This window comes from Streptomyces coryli (assembly GCF_011044975.1).
GTDB lineage: Bacteria > Actinomycetota > Actinomycetes > Streptomycetales > Streptomycetaceae > Streptomyces > Streptomyces coryli.
The window spans coordinates 1-16,500 of record NZ_JAAKZV010000187.1 but is presented as its reverse complement, the minus strand read 5'-3'; the positions used below and the strand labels follow the sequence as shown (position 1 = coordinate 16,500).

Genomic DNA, 16,500 nt, shown 5'->3' with positions numbered 1-16,500 from the left:
CTCCCGCACCATCCGCCCGGCCCCTTCATCCCCGGGCTCCACCAACCGCGCCAGCCCTACTCGGGCGAGCAGCTCCTCCCCCGCTGTCATGGCCGGACCGCCATCGTCACGCCACGGGCCACGCCCGTGCGCATTTCCAGCGCGAAGTTCACGTCCTCTGCCGTCGGCCGGTCACGCTCGGCGAGGTCGGCGGACGTCCACGCGACGCGCAGCACCCGGTCGAGGCCGCGAGCCGTCAGCAGCCCGCGCTCCATGTCGCGCTCCGCCTCGTACAGCGCGCCCGGCCCGACCGGCCAGCGGGTGCGCAGCTCGTGCCCGGGCACCTCCCCGTTGATGAGCCACGGCGTGTCCAGGTAGCGCGTGGCCGCGCGGGAGCGGGCTTCCAGCACGCGCTCGGCGACGACCGCGCTGGACTCCCCCCGTATGCCATCGCCGATGAGGTCGGCACGGGAGACCGGCTGGACGGTGACCCTCAGGTCGATACGGTCCATCAGCGGTCCGGAGAGGCGGGCGGCATAGCGCCTGACCGAATCCGGGCGACACTCACAGCCCTCGGAATCGAGGCCATGCCTGCCGCAGGGGCACGGGTTGGCCGCCAGTAACAGCTGGAACCGGGCGGGCATCCGCATCATCCCCGCGGCTCTGGCCACGATCACATGGCCGGACTCCAGCGGCTGCCGCATCGCGTCGAGGACCTGCGGCCGATACTCGGGCGCCTCGTCCATGAACAGTACGCCCCGGTGCGCGAGCGAAACCGCTCCGGGACGGGGGAATCCCGTGCCGCCGCCGACAATCGCCGCCATGGACGCCGAGTGGTGCGGCGCACAGTAGGGCGCCCGGTCGATCAGCGGCTGCCCGGCGGGGAGGGTGCCGGCGACCGAGTGCACCGCCGTCACCTCGAGCGACTGCTGCTCCGTCAGCGGCGGGAGGATGCCGACGAGCCGCTCGGCCAGCAAGGTCTTGCCCGCGCCCGGTGGCCCCTTCAGGAACAAGTGGTGCCCGCCGGCCGCCGCCACCTCCAGCGCCCGCCGGGCCGTGTGCTGCCCGGCCACGTCGGCCAGATCGGGCGCCGGCTCGTCCGCCGGCATCCCGGCGCCGATGCCGAGCCCGGGCACCGCGAGCCCGGCCAGCAGCGGGTCAGGAAGGCCGTGCTCGGGCCCGTCCTCCGGTTCCTCCTCGGGCGGGGACTCGTCGTTCAGCACCGCGATCAGCTGCCGCAGGCTCCGCACGCCCAGCACGGACACCCCCGGCACCAGGCCCGCCTCCGCCGCTGTCCGCTCGGGCACCACCACCTGCCGGTATCCCGCGTCCGCGGCCGCCAGCACCGAGGGGAGCACGCCGCGGACCGGCCGCACCCGGCCGTCAAGGCCCAGCTCGCCCACCATGACGAGGTCCGTCAGAGTATGAGGACTGATCCGCCCCGCCGCTCCGAGGACCGCGCAGGCGACCGCCAGGTCGAAGCCGCTGCCGCCCTTCGGAACGGCCGCCGGGCTCAGCCCCACGGTGAGCTTCATCTGCGGCCACTGACCGCCGGAATTGATCACCGCGGCCCGCACCCGGTCCCGGCTCTCCACCAGGCTCCTGTCGGGCAGCCCGACGAGAGCGAAGTTCGCCAGCCCGGGCTCAAGGTCCGCCTGGACCTCGACCACCACGCCCTCCACCCCGACCAGGGCCACGGAGCACGTACGCGCGAACCCCATCAGGCCACCCCCCGAACGTGCTCAATCACGGGGGCACCGCGGTCGGGGACCAGCACCCCGACGATGTCGATACGGACGCCGCCCGGCGGCGGGCCGCCGTGCCGTGCCATCCACTCCTCGGCGAGGCGGCGCAGCCGGGCCGCCTTCTCCGGGGTGATCGCGGCCATCGGATGCTCGAAGAGCCCGGTCTTACGGGTCTTCACCTCGCAAAGAACCAGCGCATCCCCATCCAGCGCCACCAGATCGACCTCGCCGGCCCGGCACCGCCAGTTCCGCTCCAGGATCGTCATGCCCGCGGCCGTGAGCCGGCGCTCCGCGAGCCGTTCTCCGTACTGCCCGATCGCCTGCCGTGCGTTCGGCATCGGCCTCACCTCCGGCTGCGACTCTGCCGGGGCGAGCAATCAGTTAAGGGATCTTGGGCCGTTCCGGTGGATTACTTCCGGGTTGTGGAAAACTCCGTCACCCGGGTCCGCATCCCAGTCCGTCACCCGAGGTCGTCGGACGGCATCTCCAGATCCGCCTTATTGAGCTCCTCGATATTCACGTCCTTGAACGTGAGCACCCGCACCTGCTTGACGAACCGGGCCGGCCGGTACATGTCCCACACCCACGCGTCCGCCATGGAGACCTCGAAGAAGACCTCGCCCTGGACCGAGTGCACCTGCATCTCGTAGTCATTGGTGAGGTAAAAGCGCCGCTCCGTCTCGATCACGTACTTGAACAGCCCGACCACATCGCGGTACTCCCGGTAGAGCTTGAGCTCCATCTCGGTCTCGTACTTCTCGAGGTCTTCGGCGCTCATGAGCTGTTCCCCTTCCGCCGTACGTGCCCCCATTGTGCGTCAGACCCGCTCCGTCTCGAGGAGCACTGGACTGATCGGAGGTCCTTCCTCCAGCAGCTGTCCCAGCAGTGCGGCCAGCTTGGTGGGGTACACGGTCTCACGGGTGGCGGACAGTTCCGCGTACGTCCACCACCGCAGCCCCATCATGCTGCGCTTTTCCAGCTCGGACAGGCCGTCGGCGACCGCCGCGGCCGCCGCCGTCTCCCGGTCCACCCGCGCCAGGTAGTACCACTCGTCCTGGTCCCACCGCCGCCCGGCGAAGGGAAACGAGCACTCCCGCCGCCACAGCAGCGGACCGAGCCGCACCGACTCCCCTGTGATACCCGTTTCCTCGGCCAGCTCCCGCAGGGCGGCCTCCTCGCGGGTCTCGTCCCCCTCCAGGCCACCGCCCGGCGTGAACCACCAGTCGTCGGACGGGTCGTCCGGTTCCATTCCGTGCAGCAGCAGGATCCGGTCATCGGGATCCAGCACGATCACTCGCGCGACCTTGCGCAGCTCCCTCCCGGCCGACCCTGACACCAGCACCTCACCTCCCCCGGATCCGCCTGGCGACCGGCCCGTACGCCGCACCGCCCAGGATCATCACTGCCCCGCCGAAGACAGCCCACACGATCAATCGCAGCGGCCCCCGCTCCGTCACCCCGCCGGGCAGCCCCGCGAAGCCCTCCGCCGGCGCCAGCGTCCCGGCCGTCCCGAGCGGCCACACCGTGCCCTCCACCCGGCCGCGCACGGCGGCCCGGGAGACCGAGCCCTTTGCGGCGTTCTGCAGGTGTTCGCGCGAGTCGAGGGAGTCCGCCCGGTGGTCGCCGAGCAGGAAGAGCTTGCCCTCGGGCACCTTCACGGCCCCGAAGCCGTCCTGGCCCGCGCGCTGCGCGGCGGCGACGTAGGGCTCGTCGATCGCCTTGCCGTTGACCTTGATGCGCTGCTGCTTGTCGCAGCAGCTCACCGTGTCCCCGCCGACCGCGACCACCCGCTTGACCATGGGCAGGTCGCCCCACACCTTGTCCTGGAAGACGACCACGTCGCCGCGGCGCACCTCAGCGCCGTCCGTACGCTCGGCGAGCACCCGGTCGCCGGCGCCGACCGTCGGGGCCATCGAGTCGGTCGGCACCGTATACGGCTGAAACGTGATCGCGCCCCAGGCGAAGCCGCCCAGGAAGAGCACGCAGCCGAGCGCCACGGCAAGGCCGGACACCACGCTGTCGATCTGGTTGCTACGGGCGCGTGCCGTCCTGCTGCTGCTCATGGGACCGCACCCTACCCAGGGGTATCGGGACCCGTCAGCCCTTCATTGCCGCACCGTGATCAACCTTCACAGCATCACCGTGATCGGCCTTCACATGATCGGCCACCTTCGCCTCGCCGACCGCCTTCGCCAGCAGCCGCCGCCGGCGCAGCAGCACCAGCGGTACGGCCCCGGCAAGGCCGAGCGCCACCGGCGTCGCGGGCGCGGCCGCGCTCGTGACCTGCTTGAAGGTGTCCGGGATGGACAGCCAGTCCCAGCGGTTCAGCGGCCAGGCCACCGCGAAGGCGCGGCCGACCACCAGGTCCTCGTCGACGAAGCCCTTGTCGGGCGACTGCTCGTGGTAGCGCGAGTCGAGGGAGTCCTGGCGGTGGTCGCCCATCACCCAGATCATCCCGTCGGGGACCTTGATCGGGCCGAAGGGCTTGTCGCTGCAGGGGGTGTTGCCCGGGAAGATGTAGTCGGTCTCGTTCAGCGCCTTGCCGTTGACCTTGACCTGGCCGGTGCCCTTGCACTCGACCGTGTCGCCGCCGGTGGCGATGACCCGCTTGATCAGGTCCTGCTCCTCGGCGGAGGGCATCAGGCCGACGAAGCTGAGCACCTTCTGGATGCCGCCGACGACGCCGCCCGGCGCCTCGGGGGCCTCCTCGCCGTTCAGCCAGTCGCCCGGGTCGTGGAAGACCACGACCTCGCCGCGCTCCGGCTTGGAGCCGAACCAGGGCGTGAGCTTGTCCACCAGGACGCGGTCGCCGCGCTGCAGGGTGTTCTGCATGGAGTCGGACGGGATCGAGAAGGCCTGGACCAGGAACGTCTTGATCAAGAGCGCCAGGACCAGCGCGATGCCGATCAGGATCGGCAGTTCCTTCCAGAACGAGCGTTCCTTCTTCACCTTGCTCTTTCCGCCGCTGGGAGCGCTGGGAGTCCCGTGCTCAGGCTGCCCACCGGCGTCCTCGGGCTCTTCGTGTCCGGACCGGGCGCCGACTGCCACGTCCCCCACATCCACTCCTCAAGTCTCGCCGCCGCCTGCTCCGCCACCGGTGCAGGCCCACCACTCCCATAACGAGCGGGAGTTCCGCAGGAGTCGGGAGGGGGACGTTCTCTTGCGTTGTATCCGTCGATTTCTTCAAGGACACACTATGTGCCCCGGCGACCGGATCCGGCACTGACGCGTAGGTGTCCCGCTGCTGGAGTCCGCGCCAGTGACCGAACGGCCAGGCGATGGCCATGGCCCGGCCGACAACGTTCTCCTCGGGCACGGTCCCCTGGTACCCGTCGGTGCGGTGGTAGCGGGAGTCGGCGGAGTTGCTGCGGTGGTCGCCCATGACGAACAGCCGGTTGGACGGCACCGTCACGTCGAAGGCCTCCTGGGAGGGCTTGTCGTCCGGGTAGAGATACGGCTCCGTGATGGCCGTGCCGTTCACCGTGACCCGGCCGCTGCTGTCGCAGCACTTCACCCGGTCACCCTCCGTACCGACGACGCGCTTGATCAGGTCCTGATCGCGGTCGGACGGCAGCAGCCCGATGAAGGTCAGCGCGCCCTTCGCCTGCTTGATGCCCACGGGGTCGCCGCCACTGCCCTGCTGGGCCGCCGGATCGCGCTGCAGCCACTTGCCCGGGTCCTTGAAAACGACGACGTCCCCGCGCTCGGGCTTCGACCCGAACCACGGGGAGAGCTTGTCCACGACCACCCGGTCGCCGATCTTGATCGTCTGCTCCATCGAGCCCGACGGAATCACAAAGGCCTGGAGGAGAAAGGTCTTTATCGCCAAAGCGATGATGAGCGCGACCCCGACGATCAGCGGGATCTCCTTGATCGCCGACCGCCTGCGCTTCCGCTTGACCTTCTGCGCCAGCCGGCGCCGGTCCGCCCGGCCGGTATACGCGGACGCGCGGCCGCGCGAGCGCTTCGGTTTGGCATGGCTACCCATGCTCGGCCCGCCCCACGGCGCTCCAGCGCCCCAGGGGCCAGCCGATCCAGTCGGCCCTGCCGATCACCCGGTCCACGGGCACCATCCCCCCGCCGGGCGCCCCGAGCAGATCGCGTGAGTCACGCGAATCGCTGCGGTGATCTCCCATCACCCACAGCTTCCCGGTCGGCACCACAACATCGAAACGTACTCGCGACGGCGTATCACCGGGATAAAGGTACGCCCTCTCGTCCACCGGATGCCCGTTCACCGTAAGGCGCAGCTGCTTGTCGCAGCACGTGACCCGGTCGCCGCCGACGCCGATGACGCGCTTGACGTAATCGGTCTCCGCCGGCTCCGCGAGGCCCGCCGCCGAGGCCGCCTTACGGAGCATCCCGGTCACCGGATTGCCGGCCGGCTGCTCGCCGCTGAAGGTGCCGGTCCCGTCGAAGACGACGACGTCACCGCGCCGCGGCGCGTCGTCGCCGAAACGGTACGCCAGCTTGTTGACCATGATCCGGTCCCCGGGCCGCAGGGTGCCCTCCATCGACCCGCTGGGGATCAGGAACGGCTGCACCACGAACGCGCTCACCAGCAGCACCACGACGACGCACACGCCCCCGATCGCCGACACCCGCCGCCAGGGAAAACGCAACCGCCGCTCCGCCCCCTCGTCCTCAAGGTCAGAGCGGTGCCCGCGCTCCGCAATGTGTACGTCCATCGAGCATTGAGCCTAACCGCCCGGGCGGCCGGACATGCGAAGAGCCCCGCGGCACAAAGCCGCGGGGCTCTTCGAAGAAGTGGGACGCGCTCAGTTCTCGCGCTTCTCCTTGATCTTGGCGGCCTTGCCGCGCAGGTCGCGCAGGTAGTACAGCTTGGCGCGGCGGACGTCGCCCTTGGTCACGACCTCGATCTTCTCGACGACCGGCGTGTGCACCGGGAAGGTGCGCTCGACGCCGACGGAGAAGCTGACCTTGCGGACGGTGAAGGTCTCGCGGATGCCCGCGCCCTGGCGGCGGATGACGACGCCCTTGAACTGCTGCACACGGGAGCGGTTGCCCTCGATGACGCGCACGTGGACGTTGACGGTGTCACCCGGGCGGAAGGACGGGATGTCGGTGCGCAGCGATGCGGCGTCGACGCTGTCGAGGAGGTGCGACATGAGTGTTTCGCTTTCTTCGCCAATGCCACAGGTCATCAGCGGCTAAGTAAATGGATTACGGTGGCTGCCCCGTCGTACGGGCGTCGTATCCCCCTGTGGCAGGGGCGCACGTCGGACGGTGAACAGCCTGGCTATTCTTCCACGACCTGGCCCGGACGCCAAAATCGGCCGTCCTCGCCCTCGGCCCAGCCCAGCTCTGCGAGGGTCTGCCGGTCCTTCTTGTCGAAGCTCCCGGCCTCGGCGCCCGCGATCAGATCGGGCCGGTTCGCGGTCGTACGGGCCAGGGCCTGGTCCCGCCGCCACCGCGCGATCTTCCCGTGGTGCCCGCTGACCAGCACCTCCGGGATCTCCCGCCCCCGCCACTCGGGCGGCTTGGTGTAGACGGGCCCCTCCAGCAGCTGTGCCATCTCCCCGGGCGCGAAGGAGTCGTCCTGATGCGAGGCGGCGTTCCCGAGCACACCCGGCAGCAGCCGCGCGACGGCCTCCACCATCACCAGCACCGGCGCTTCGCCGCCCGCGAGCACGTAGTCCCCGATGGAGACCTCGCGGACGTCGCAGCGCTCGCCGTATTCCTCGATCACCCGCCGGTCGATGCCCTCGTACCGGGCCGGGGTGAAGACCAGCCACGGCTTGCCGGAGAGCTCGACGGCGAGCTCCTGGGTGAAGGGCCGGCCGCTGGGCGTGGGCACGACGATCACGGGCTCGGCGCCGTCGGCCCCGGACCCGATGATCTCGTCCAGCGCCTCGCCCCACGGGTCCGGCTTCATGACCATGCCGGGGCCGCCGCCGTACGGGGTGTCATCCACCGTGTTGTGCCGATCGTGGGTCCATTCCCGCAGGTCATGGACGCGCACATCGAGCTGCCCGCGGGCCCGCGCCTTCCCCACGAGGGAGACGTTCAGCGGCTCCAGGTACTCCGGGAAGATCGTGACGACGTCGAGCCTCACCGCGCGGCTTCCTCGTCGTCGAGGAGGCCCGGCGGCGGGGTGATCACGACGCGCTGCTCCTCGAGGTCGATCTCGGGCACGATCTCGTTGACGAACGGGATCAGCACCTCGGAGTCATCCGGCCGCTTCACCACCAGCAGGTCCTGCCCCGGGGTGTGCGCGATCTCCTCGATCCGCCCGACCGCGGTCCCGTCCTGCGTCACCACGTCGAGGTCGACGAGCTGGTGGTCGTAGAACTCCTCCGGGTCCTCGGGCGTCTCGTCCGGGTCCACGTCGGCGATGAGGAGGGTGTTACGGAGCTCCTCCGCCCCGGTCCTGTCGCTCACGCCCTCGAAGCGCAGCAGCAGCCGCCCGCTGTGCACGCGGCCGGTGGCGATCTTCAGCGGCCCACGCTCGGCGGGGTCCGTGTGCAGTACGGCACCGGGCCCGAGCCGCAGCTCGGGCTCGTCGGTCCGCACCTCGACGGTGACCTCGCCCTTGATCCCGTGAGCACGCCCGATGCGCGCGACTACGAGCTGCACGATGTTCCTCCGGAGAGTGGTGACAAACGCAGACCGGGGAGGCCCTTCTGGGCCTCCCCGGTCTGTTATACGCAAAGCGCGCGGCGTCTCAGCGGATCTCGTCCACGTCGACCAGGTCGACCCGGATGCCTCGTCCGCCGAGCGCGCCCACGACGGTGCGGAGCGAGCGGGCGGTCCGGCCGTTACGGCCGATGACCTTGCCGAGGTCCTCGGGGTGCACCCGGACCTCGAGCACGCTGCCGCGGCGCAGGTTGCGGCGTTCGACCTGCACCTCGTCGGGGTTGTCGACGATGCCCTTCACCAGGTGCTCGAGGGCTTCCTCGAGCATCCTCAGGCCTCGGTCGACTCGGCGGGAGCCTCGGCCTCAGCGGCCTCGGCCTTCTTCTCGGCCTTGTCGGCCTTCTTCGCCTTCGGGGTGACGGCGTCACCCTTCGACTCCTCGCCGGAGGACTTCGCGGCGGCCTCGAAGAGGGCGCGCTTGTCGGCCTTCGGCTCGGCGACCTTCATCGGCTCCGGGGCCGGCAGGCCCTTGAACTTCTGCCAGTCGCCGGTGACCTTGAGGATGGCCATGACCGGCTCGGTCGGCTGCGCGCCGACGCTCAGCCAGTACTGGGCACGCTCGGAGTCGACCTCGATGCGCGAGGGATTCTGCACCGGGTGGTACAGACCGATCTCCTCGATGGCCCGGCCGTCACGGCGGGTACGGGAGTCGGCGACGACGATGCGGTAGTGCGGCGCACGGATCTTGCCCAGGCGCTTCAGCTTGATCTTGACTGCCACGGGAGTGGTGTCTCCTGATGTTGACGTGGTTGAGCACTGCGATGTGCCGCGTGGGGTTGCGGTACCCGAGTGCCCGATGGACGCGTCAGCCGGAGGAGAGAGGGGTCCTATGCGACTGTCGAGTACAGCTAGCCATTGTGCCACACGTTTGCAGCAGCCCCGTACGCAGCTGTGACGGCAGCACCGTGCACAGCTCCGTACGCAACCGTGACCGTCAGAGTCCCGATCAGACCTCCGCAACCAAGGCCCGCTCGGATCAGGCGACTGCCGCCGGCTCCACTTCCGGGATCCGGAACGGCTTTCCGCATCCGCCGCAGACGATCGGCGCCTGGGCGAGGACGGACGGCACGACCCGGACATTGCGTCCGCAGTCGCACACCGCCTTCACCCGCACCCCGCCGCCGGACGAGCCGTGCCGCGCGGCGGGCCCGCGGAAGGACCGCCCCGTGTCGGCGGTCGTGGCCGCGGTGTGCGCCTTCAGCGCGCGCTGCAGTCTCTCGATGGCGGGGCGATAGCGCTTCCGCGTCTCCGGGGTGAGGGTCACGAGCGAGAACCCGCTGGACGGGTGCGGCTCGTCGGAGTGCTCCAGACCCATCTCCTCGGCGATCGCGAGGAAGCGTCGGTTGTGGTACCGGCCGGCACGTGAGGTGTCGCGGATGCCGCGGGCTGCGGCGATGCCGTGGACACCTTCGTGCAGGAGCCGTTCGAAAGAGAGCTCCGCGCCGCAGGCGGACGAGGACTCTCCGATCAGTGCTTCGGGCGCGGCAAGATCCGGCAGCTCCGGGTGGTGCCGTTGGATCTCGGCCCACGCGTGTGCCAGTTCTGCGGCGAGAACAGGTGGTGTCGTGCTCACGTCGTGTCCAACGAGCGAAGGCGCCATTGTGTTCCGATTCCGGGACGTCCCGATTAATTTGCTCCTACGTGCCAGTACCCACTCATGCGTGGTGAGCAGGGGCGGGTGCGTTGATCTGCGTAGATCTGCAACTAACTGGCGCAGTTAACAACAAGCCCGCACATACCCGGCGTGTACGCCCCAGCGCGAGCAATTCCGTACGCGCCCGGTCGCCCCGCTTAGACGGGGCGGCTCGGCGATCGGTTCCCGCCCGGCGGCCGCTTTTTCGAGGGTCCCTCAGTAGGCGCGGCCCACGATCGCGAGCGTACCGGGTGCGTCATCGGCCTCCGGCACCGACCCGTCCTCGGCGACGAGGCAGCGCACGCTGACCGCCTGCTGGGCCAGCTTGTCCTCGCCCTCCGGGCCGAGGTCGGCCCAGGGAATACGGGCCCAGCCGCCGGCGGCCGCGGCCTCGGCGGCCTCCTCGAGGGTCCGGACGTCGCTGGTACGGGACTCGCGGCGCTCGCGGGACTCGCGCAGCAGGGCCTGCTGGTCCTCCTCGAGGACCTTGGGGACCAGCGCCTGCAGCGCGTCGAGCTGCACCGGCTCCTTGCCGCCGGGAATGCGGCGGGCGAGCATCGCGGTGCCGTTCTCCAGGTCGCGCGGGCCGATCTCGATGCGTACGGGGACGCCCTTGAGCTCCCAGTCGACGGCCCGGCGGCCGAAGGGGGTGTCGGTGCGGTCGTCGACCTGGACGCGGATGCCCGCGGCCTTCAGCTGGTCGCCGAGCTCGCGGACCTTGGCCAGCACCGCGTCGTCGCCCTTGATGGCCATGACGACGGCCTGGATGTGGGCGAGCCGCGGCGGGACCCGCAGGCCGTTGTCGTCGCCGTGGGACATGATCAGGCCGCCGACCATGCGGGTCGAGGAGCCCCAGGAGGTCTGCCAGACGAGCTCCTGCTTGCCCTCCTTCGACAGGTACGACGTCTCGAAGGCCTTGGCGAAGTTGGTGCCGAGCTCGTGGCTGGTGCCCATCTGCAGGGCCTTGCCGTCGCGCATCATGCCCTCGAGGGTGAGGGTGTTGATGGCGCCGGCGAAGCGCTCCTTGGGGGTCTTGCGGCCGAGGACCACGTCGATGCCGAGGACATTGATCATGAAGTCGGCGTACACGTTCTTGTGGATGTGCGCGGCATAGTCACGCGCGTCCTCATACGTGGCGTGGGCGGTGTGCCCCTCCTGCCAGAGGAATTCGGTGGTGCGCAGGAAGACCCGCGGCCGCATCTCCCAGCGGACCACGTTCGCCCACTGGTTGATGAGCAGGGGCAGGTCGCGGTAGCTCTGCACCCACTTCGAGAAGTAGTCGTTGATGATCGTCTCGGAGGTGGGGCGGACGACCACCGGCTCGTCGAGGTCCTTGCCGCCGCCGTGCGTGACGACGGCGAGCTCGGGGGCGAAGCCCTCGACGTGCTCCGCCTCCTTGGTGAGGAAGGACTGCGGGATGAAGAGCGGGAAGTACGCGTTCTGCGCGCCCGCTTCCTTGATCCGCGCGTCCATCTCCTGCTGCATCCGCTCCCAGAGCCCGTACCCGTACGGACGGATGACCATGGTGCCGCGCACCGGGCCGTTGTCGGCCAGCTCGGCCTTGTTGATCAAGTCCTGGTACCAGCGCGGGAAGTCGTCCGCCTGGGGGGTGAGAACGGGAGCCTTAGCCATGGCGCAGAGCATAAAGGGGCGACGGGGGCAGACGTTAATCCGCCGTGGACGGGCCGGATGGACGCGGACCCGGGCCCGTATGGGGCAAGCCTTCGCAATCGGCCCCGGTGCCCTCTGGACGGCGGGCGCAATCCGCAGTTCCCTGGCATACGGGGGGAATGCACCGGGGGCGGACCAGGCGGATGATCTCGGCGAACAGGGGCGTACGGCTATGGCACACACCCTCGTACGGCAGCACCAGCACACACCCTCGCTCCCCGCTCCCGTCCCGGCCGAGCCGCCGGCCCGGGCGCGCGACTGGGCGGAGATCCAGGAACGGATGCTGGTGCCGCTCTATGAGGCCGTATACGACCGCTTGGGCATCGGCCCCGGCACCCGCCTGCTCGGCCTCGACTGCGGGGCGGGCCTCGCGCTGCTGCTCGCCGCGGCGCGCGGCGCCGAGGTGAGCGGCGCGGAGCGGGACGCGGCGCGGCTCGCGCTGGCGCGGGAGCGGCTGACGGCGGAGAGCGCGGCGGTACGGAGCGCGGGCTGCGCGCCGGAGCCTCCGGCGGCCGCGGAGCCGTACACCATGATCACGGCGTTCACCCCGCCCGCGGCCCGCGACCTGGCCGAGGCGGCGGCGCTCGCCGGGCGCGGCAGCCCGGTGGTACTGGCGGACTGGGGTCCGGCCGAGCGGTGCGCCTCGGCGGGCGCGCTGCGGGTGGCGGCGCGGCTGGCGGATCCGACGGCGGCGGCCGGCTGCTGGCGGCCTTCGGGCCGCGACGACCTGGACGACCTGGTCAGGTCCGCGGGCCTGCGCCCGGACGGATCCGGGCGGGTGGCCTGCCCGTTCGGCTACGCGGACACCGCGAGCGCGGTGCGCGGGCTGCTGTCGACGGGCTACTTCGACGCGGCGATGACGGCCACGGACGAAGCGCAGGTGCTCAAGGAGCTGACGGAGGCGATCCATCCGTACCGGCGCACGGACGGGACGGTGTGGATGCCGAACGTCTTCCGGTACGTGGTGGCGCGGACGCGCTGAGCTCGTACGTGGTGGCGCGGACGCGCTGAGCGGTCTCAGAAGTCGCGCGCCTGGATTTCCTCTGCCGCTTCCCGCAAAGCGGTGAGTACGGTGCGCACGGCCCGCCTGGCCGTGCGCTCGGGGCGGTGCAGGACGTCGATGTGCCGCCGGGCATGTACGCCGCTCAGCGGGCGCAGGACGACGCCGGGCGGAGGGCGCATGGTCCAGCGCGGGAGCAGCGCGAGGCCTCCGCCGGCGGCGACGATCTCTGCGACGACGGTGAACTCGTTGACGCGGTGCACGATGTCGAGCCGCCGGTTCGCGGCGGTGGCGACGGCCTCGATGACGGCCATCACCGGGAAGCCGTCGTGGACGGTGGTCCACGGCTGGTCGGCGACGTCCCGCGGGGTGAGCCGCCGCTTGGCCGCGAGGGGGTGGCCGGCGGGCAGGGCGACGTCCAGTGGCTCGCGCAGCAGCGTCGTCGCGGTCACGGTGCGCGGCCAGTTCTGCGCGTGGTCGAGGCGGTGGGCGAGCACCAGGTCGTAGTCCCTGGTCAGCCGGGGGAAGGCGTCCTGCTCGACGTCCTCGTCGGCGAGCTCGAGCCGGGGGTCCGACGGGCCTGCGAGGGTGCGCAGGAGGGGCGGGAAGAAGGCGGCGCCGCCGCTGTGGAAGGCGGCCACCGAGACGGTGGCATCCGGCCGTTCGACGAAGTCCGCGACGGTGTGCCGGGCCCGTTCCAGAGCGGTCTCGACCTCGATCGACGCGGCGGCGAGGGCGCGTCCGGCGTCGGTGAGGACGACCCGCCGCCCGGAGCGCTCGGTCAGCGGGGCAGGGACGCCGCGCTGCAGCAGCCGCAGCTGCTGGGAGATCGCGGAGGGGGTGACGAGCAGCGCCTCGGCCACGGCACTCACGCTGCCGAGCTCGCCCAACTCCCGGAGGATCCGCAGCTGTCGCGCGTCCATCTGCCGGCTCCTCGCCTCAGTGTGATTGAAGCCACGCTACAACGTACCTTCAGAAGTTGGTTCTGGGCTTAAGCGTCGGGCGCGGGCACCGTAGAGCCGTGTCTGCCACCCTCGCCTCCCGTCGTACGGACCTCGTGCTCCTGCTGGTCGCGCTCGTCTGGGGCTCCAGCTACCTGTCGGCGAAGACCGCCACCGCCGCGCTCGCGGTCCTCGTGGTGCTCTTCGCCCGCTACGCGCTCTCGCTGGCCGCCTGTCTGGTGCTGCTGTTCGCCCGCCGCGGCACCCGCTCGCTGCGCCGCGACGAGCTGCGTACGGGCGCCGTCCTCGGCGTGACGCAGGCGGCCGTGCTGGTCGTCGAGACGTACGGGGTGGCGCACACCAGCGCCGCGAACGCCGGCCTGATCATCTCGCTGACCATCGTGCTGACCCCGCTGCTGGACGGCGGCCGGCTGCCGCCGCGCTTCTTCGCCGCCGCCGGGGTCTGCGTGCTGGCGGTCGGGCTGCTGATGTCCGGTACGGGCCTGCACGCGCCGCGCTCCGGCGACCTGCTGATGCTCGCCGCCGCCGGGATCCGGGCGGGGCATGTGGCGCTCGTCGGGCGGCTGACGAAGGGGCGGGCCGTGCGTCCGCTGCAGCTGACGACCGTGCAGACCGCCGTCGGCACGGTGCTGATGCTGCCGTTCGCGGCAGGCGGGCTGCCGGAACTGGCCCGCGCGGACGGCGCGACCTGGGCGCAGCTGGCCTATCTCGCCCTGTTCTGCAGCGTGTTCGCCTTCCTCGCGCAGACCTGGGCGGTGCAGCGCACCTCCGCGAGCCGCGCGAGCCTGCTGCTGGGGACGGAGCCGGTGTGGGCGGCGGCGGCCGGGATCGGCCCCGGCGGCGAACGCCTGACGACGGCCACCGCCCTCGGCGCGGCGCTCATGGTGGCGGGCACGTACTGGGGGCAGGCGGTCGAACGCACCCATCGGGCTGCGCGCGAACGGCCGGCCGACCCCAGCGCCAGGGACATCGCCGATCCCTGGCGCCGGCGCCAGGGACGTCGCCGACCCCAGTACCAGGGACGTCGCCGATCCCAGCACCAGGGACGTCACCGTCCCCGGCGCCTCCGTCACATGAACTTCTTGAACTCGTCCGGCAGCTCGAAGTCCTGCGGGTCCTGACCGGCGCCCGGACCGAACGGGCTGCCCTGAGCGGCCCGGCGCTCCGCCGCCGCCTGCTCCTCGGCCTTGCGCTTCATGGGGTTGCCGGAGCGCTGCTTGCCCTTGGCCTTCTTCTGCTGCTTGGCCTTCTTCTTGGTGGCGCCGCCGCCCATGCCGGGCATCCCCGGCATGCCGGGCATCCCGCCGCCCTGGGCCATCTTCGACATCATCTTGCGCGCCTCGAAGAACCGCTCCACCAGGTTCTTCACGGCGGAGACGTCCACGCCGGAGCCGCGGGCGATACGGGCCCGCCGGGAGCCGTTGATGATGACCGGGTCCTGCCGCTCGCCCGGCGTCATCGACTTGATGATGGCGGCCGTACGGTCGACATCCTTCTCGTCGAGGTTGTTGATCTGGTCCTTCATCTGGCCCATGCCGGGCATCATGCCGAGCAGCTTAGAGATGGAGCCCATCTTCCTGACCTGCTCCATCTGCGCCAGGAAGTCGTCGAGCGTGAACTCCTTCGGGCCCTTGGCCAGCTTCTCGGCCATCTTCTGGGCTTCGGCCTGGTCGAAGGTCTGCTCGGCCTTCTCGATGAGCGACAGCACATCGCCCATGCCGAGAATGCGGGAGGCCATCCGGTCCGGGTGGAAGGCGTCGAAGTCGTCGAGCTTCTCACCGTTGGACGCGAACATGATCTGCTTGCCGGTGACATGCGCCACCGACAGCGCCGCACCACCGCGGGCGTCACCGTCGAGCTTGGAGAGCACCACGCCGTCGAAGCCGACGCCGTCGCGGAAGGCCTCCGCGGTGGTGACCGCGTCCTGACCGATCATCGCGTCGACGACGAAGAGGACCTCGTCCGGGCTGACCGCGTCGCGGATGTCCGCGGCCTGCTGCATCAGCTCCTGGTCGATACCGAGGCGGCCGGCGGTGTCGACGATGACGACGTCGTGCTGCTTGTCGCGGGCGTAGGTGATGGAGTCCTTGGCGACCTTGACCGGGTCACCGACGCCATTGCCCGGCTCGGGCGCGAAGACGGCTACGCCGGCGCGCTCGGCTACGACCGCGAGCTGGTTCACGGCGTTGGGACGCTGTAGGTCGGCGGCGACCAGGATCGGGGTGTGGCCCTGCTTCTGCAGCCACAGGCCGAGCTTGCCCGCCAGGGTGGTCTTACCGGCACCCTGCAGACCCGCGAGCATGATCACCGTCGGCGGGTGCTTCGCGAAGCGCAGCGTGCGGGTCTCGCCGCCGAGGATGGCCTGCAGCTCCTCGTTTACGATCTTGACGACCTGCTGCGCCGGGTTGAGCGCCTTGGAGACCTCCGCCCCGAGCGCCCGCTCCTTGACCTGCTTGATGAAGGCCCGCACGACCGGCAGCGCGACGTCCGCTTCCAGCAGAGCCACGCGGATCTCACGAGCCGTGGCGTCGATGTCCGCCTCGGACAGTCGGCCCTTGCCCCGCAGGGACTTGAAGGCTGCTTCGAGACGATCGGAAAGAGTGTCGAACACGGGCGGTCGCATTCCTTTAAGGGTCAGCAGCAGGTATCGGCTCCCCAGGGTATCCCGGACGACGGGGAAGCAGTCCGGGAGTGGGACGGGGGCTGTGGATAAGTCCGGAGCCGGGGCCGCCCCTCGGTCCGGTCCACGATGTCGGGTGGCTCCGAGGCCGGGTGGCTCCGGGGCCGGGCAGACCAACGAGCCTCGCTGCCCGGCCCACCATGCCGCAGGCTCCGCAGCCCGCCAGACCAAGG

General features: G+C 70.7%; 19 protein-coding genes. 2 read left to right on the top strand and 17 right to left on the bottom strand.

The features are described 5' to 3' along the window. Positions 1-86 precede the first annotated feature (86 nt). The 15 genes from G5C51_RS30410 to proS all read right to left on the bottom strand — a co-directional run bounded on the left by G5C51_RS30410 (position 87) and on the right by proS (position 11,646). Positions 87-1,700 carry a YifB family Mg chelatase-like AAA ATPase gene (locus G5C51_RS30410; RefSeq protein WP_165241922.1) on the bottom strand — a complete coding sequence of 538 codons (1,614 nt, stop codon included), beginning with the start codon at positions 1,698-1,700 and terminating at the stop codon, positions 87-89. Next, a complete protein-coding gene (locus G5C51_RS30405; RefSeq protein ID WP_165241920.1) occupies positions 1,700-2,062 on the bottom strand; it encodes a YraN family protein in 363 nt (120 codons plus the stop codon). Before G5C51_RS30405 ends, G5C51_RS30410 begins: the two co-directional genes overlap by 1 nt. A 122-nt stretch (positions 2,063-2,184) precedes the next feature. Continuing rightward, positions 2,185-2,502: a DUF2469 domain-containing protein gene (locus tag G5C51_RS30400; protein WP_165241918.1), complete on the bottom strand. Its 318-nt coding sequence runs from the start codon at positions 2,500-2,502 to the stop codon at positions 2,185-2,187. Between the two features lie 39 nt (positions 2,503-2,541). Continuing rightward, positions 2,542-3,063: an NUDIX hydrolase gene (locus G5C51_RS30395; protein WP_276617687.1), complete on the bottom strand. Its 522-nt coding sequence runs from the start codon at positions 3,061-3,063 to the stop codon at positions 2,542-2,544. A 4-nt stretch (positions 3,064-3,067) separates the two neighbouring features. Next, positions 3,068-3,787 (bottom strand): signal peptidase I, encoded by a 720-nt coding sequence (gene lepB, locus G5C51_RS30390; RefSeq protein WP_165241916.1) that lies wholly within the window; start codon positions 3,785-3,787, stop codon positions 3,068-3,070. A 34-nt stretch (positions 3,788-3,821) separates the two neighbouring features. Continuing rightward, a complete protein-coding gene (lepB, locus tag G5C51_RS30385; RefSeq protein WP_165241924.1) occupies positions 3,822-4,772 on the bottom strand; it encodes a signal peptidase I in 951 nt (316 codons plus the stop codon). Further along, entirely contained in the window at positions 4,714-5,712 is a 999-nt protein-coding gene (gene lepB, locus G5C51_RS30380) for a signal peptidase I (RefSeq protein WP_165241914.1), read from the bottom strand. The genes lepB (G5C51_RS30385) and lepB (G5C51_RS30380) overlap by 59 nt, the downstream gene beginning before the upstream one ends. Beyond that, on the bottom strand, positions 5,705-6,412 hold the full coding sequence (gene lepB / locus G5C51_RS30375) for a signal peptidase I (protein ID WP_165241912.1): 708 nt from the start codon (positions 6,410-6,412) through the stop codon (positions 5,705-5,707). The genes lepB (G5C51_RS30380) and lepB (G5C51_RS30375) overlap by 8 nt, the downstream gene beginning before the upstream one ends. Positions 6,413-6,502: 90 nt before the next feature. Beyond that, positions 6,503-6,853 carry a 50S ribosomal protein L19 gene (gene rplS / locus G5C51_RS30370; RefSeq protein WP_165241910.1) on the bottom strand — a complete coding sequence of 117 codons (351 nt, stop codon included), beginning with the start codon at positions 6,851-6,853 and terminating at the stop codon, positions 6,503-6,505. 131 nt (positions 6,854-6,984) lie between these two features. Then, positions 6,985-7,800, bottom strand: a complete 816-nt coding sequence (gene trmD / locus G5C51_RS30365) for a tRNA (guanosine(37)-N1)-methyltransferase TrmD (protein ID WP_165241908.1) — start codon at positions 7,798-7,800, stop codon at positions 6,985-6,987. After that, positions 7,797-8,321, bottom strand: a complete 525-nt coding sequence (rimM, locus tag G5C51_RS30360) for a ribosome maturation factor RimM (protein ID WP_165241906.1) — start codon at positions 8,319-8,321, stop codon at positions 7,797-7,799. Before rimM ends, trmD begins: the two co-directional genes overlap by 4 nt. Positions 8,322-8,409: 88 nt before the next feature. Continuing rightward, positions 8,410-8,649: an RNA-binding protein gene (locus G5C51_RS30355; protein ID WP_165241904.1), complete on the bottom strand. Its 240-nt coding sequence runs from the start codon at positions 8,647-8,649 to the stop codon at positions 8,410-8,412. 2 nt (positions 8,650-8,651) lie between these two features. Continuing rightward, entirely contained in the window at positions 8,652-9,101 is a 450-nt protein-coding gene (gene rpsP / locus G5C51_RS30350) for a 30S ribosomal protein S16 (RefSeq protein WP_165241902.1), read from the bottom strand. A gap of 256 nt (positions 9,102-9,357) precedes the next feature. Next, on the bottom strand, positions 9,358-9,954 hold the full coding sequence (locus tag G5C51_RS30345; protein ID WP_165241900.1) for a hypothetical protein: 597 nt from the start codon (positions 9,952-9,954) through the stop codon (positions 9,358-9,360). A gap of 276 nt (positions 9,955-10,230) precedes the next feature. Next, positions 10,231-11,646 (bottom strand): proline--tRNA ligase, encoded by a 1,416-nt coding sequence (gene proS / locus G5C51_RS30340; RefSeq protein ID WP_165241898.1) that lies wholly within the window; start codon positions 11,644-11,646, stop codon positions 10,231-10,233. A gap of 211 nt (positions 11,647-11,857) precedes the next feature. Between proS and G5C51_RS30335 the strand changes: the two genes are divergently transcribed. Beyond that, the gene (locus G5C51_RS30335) at positions 11,858-12,667 is read left to right on the top strand and encodes an SAM-dependent methyltransferase (protein ID WP_165241896.1); all 810 of its coding nucleotides are present in this window, start codon (positions 11,858-11,860) and stop codon (positions 12,665-12,667) included. 35 nt (positions 12,668-12,702) lie between these two features. Here the strand turns inward: G5C51_RS30335 and G5C51_RS30330 are convergent, their stop codons facing one another. Then, a complete protein-coding gene (locus G5C51_RS30330) occupies positions 12,703-13,608 on the bottom strand; it encodes a LysR family transcriptional regulator (RefSeq protein ID WP_165241894.1) in 906 nt (301 codons plus the stop codon). Positions 13,609-13,706: 98 nt separating this feature from the next. Here G5C51_RS30330 and G5C51_RS30325 point away from each other — a divergent pair, with 98 nt between their 5' ends. Next, positions 13,707-14,768 (top strand): EamA family transporter, encoded by a 1,062-nt coding sequence (locus G5C51_RS30325; RefSeq protein WP_165241892.1) that lies wholly within the window; start codon positions 13,707-13,709, stop codon positions 14,766-14,768. Here G5C51_RS30325 and ffh read toward each other — a convergent pair. Beyond that, positions 14,717-16,258 carry a signal recognition particle protein gene (gene ffh / locus G5C51_RS30320; RefSeq protein WP_165241890.1) on the bottom strand — a complete coding sequence of 514 codons (1,542 nt, stop codon included), beginning with the start codon at positions 16,256-16,258 and terminating at the stop codon, positions 14,717-14,719. The genes G5C51_RS30325 and ffh overlap by 52 nt on opposite strands. Between the last annotated feature and the right edge of the window lie 242 nt (positions 16,259-16,500).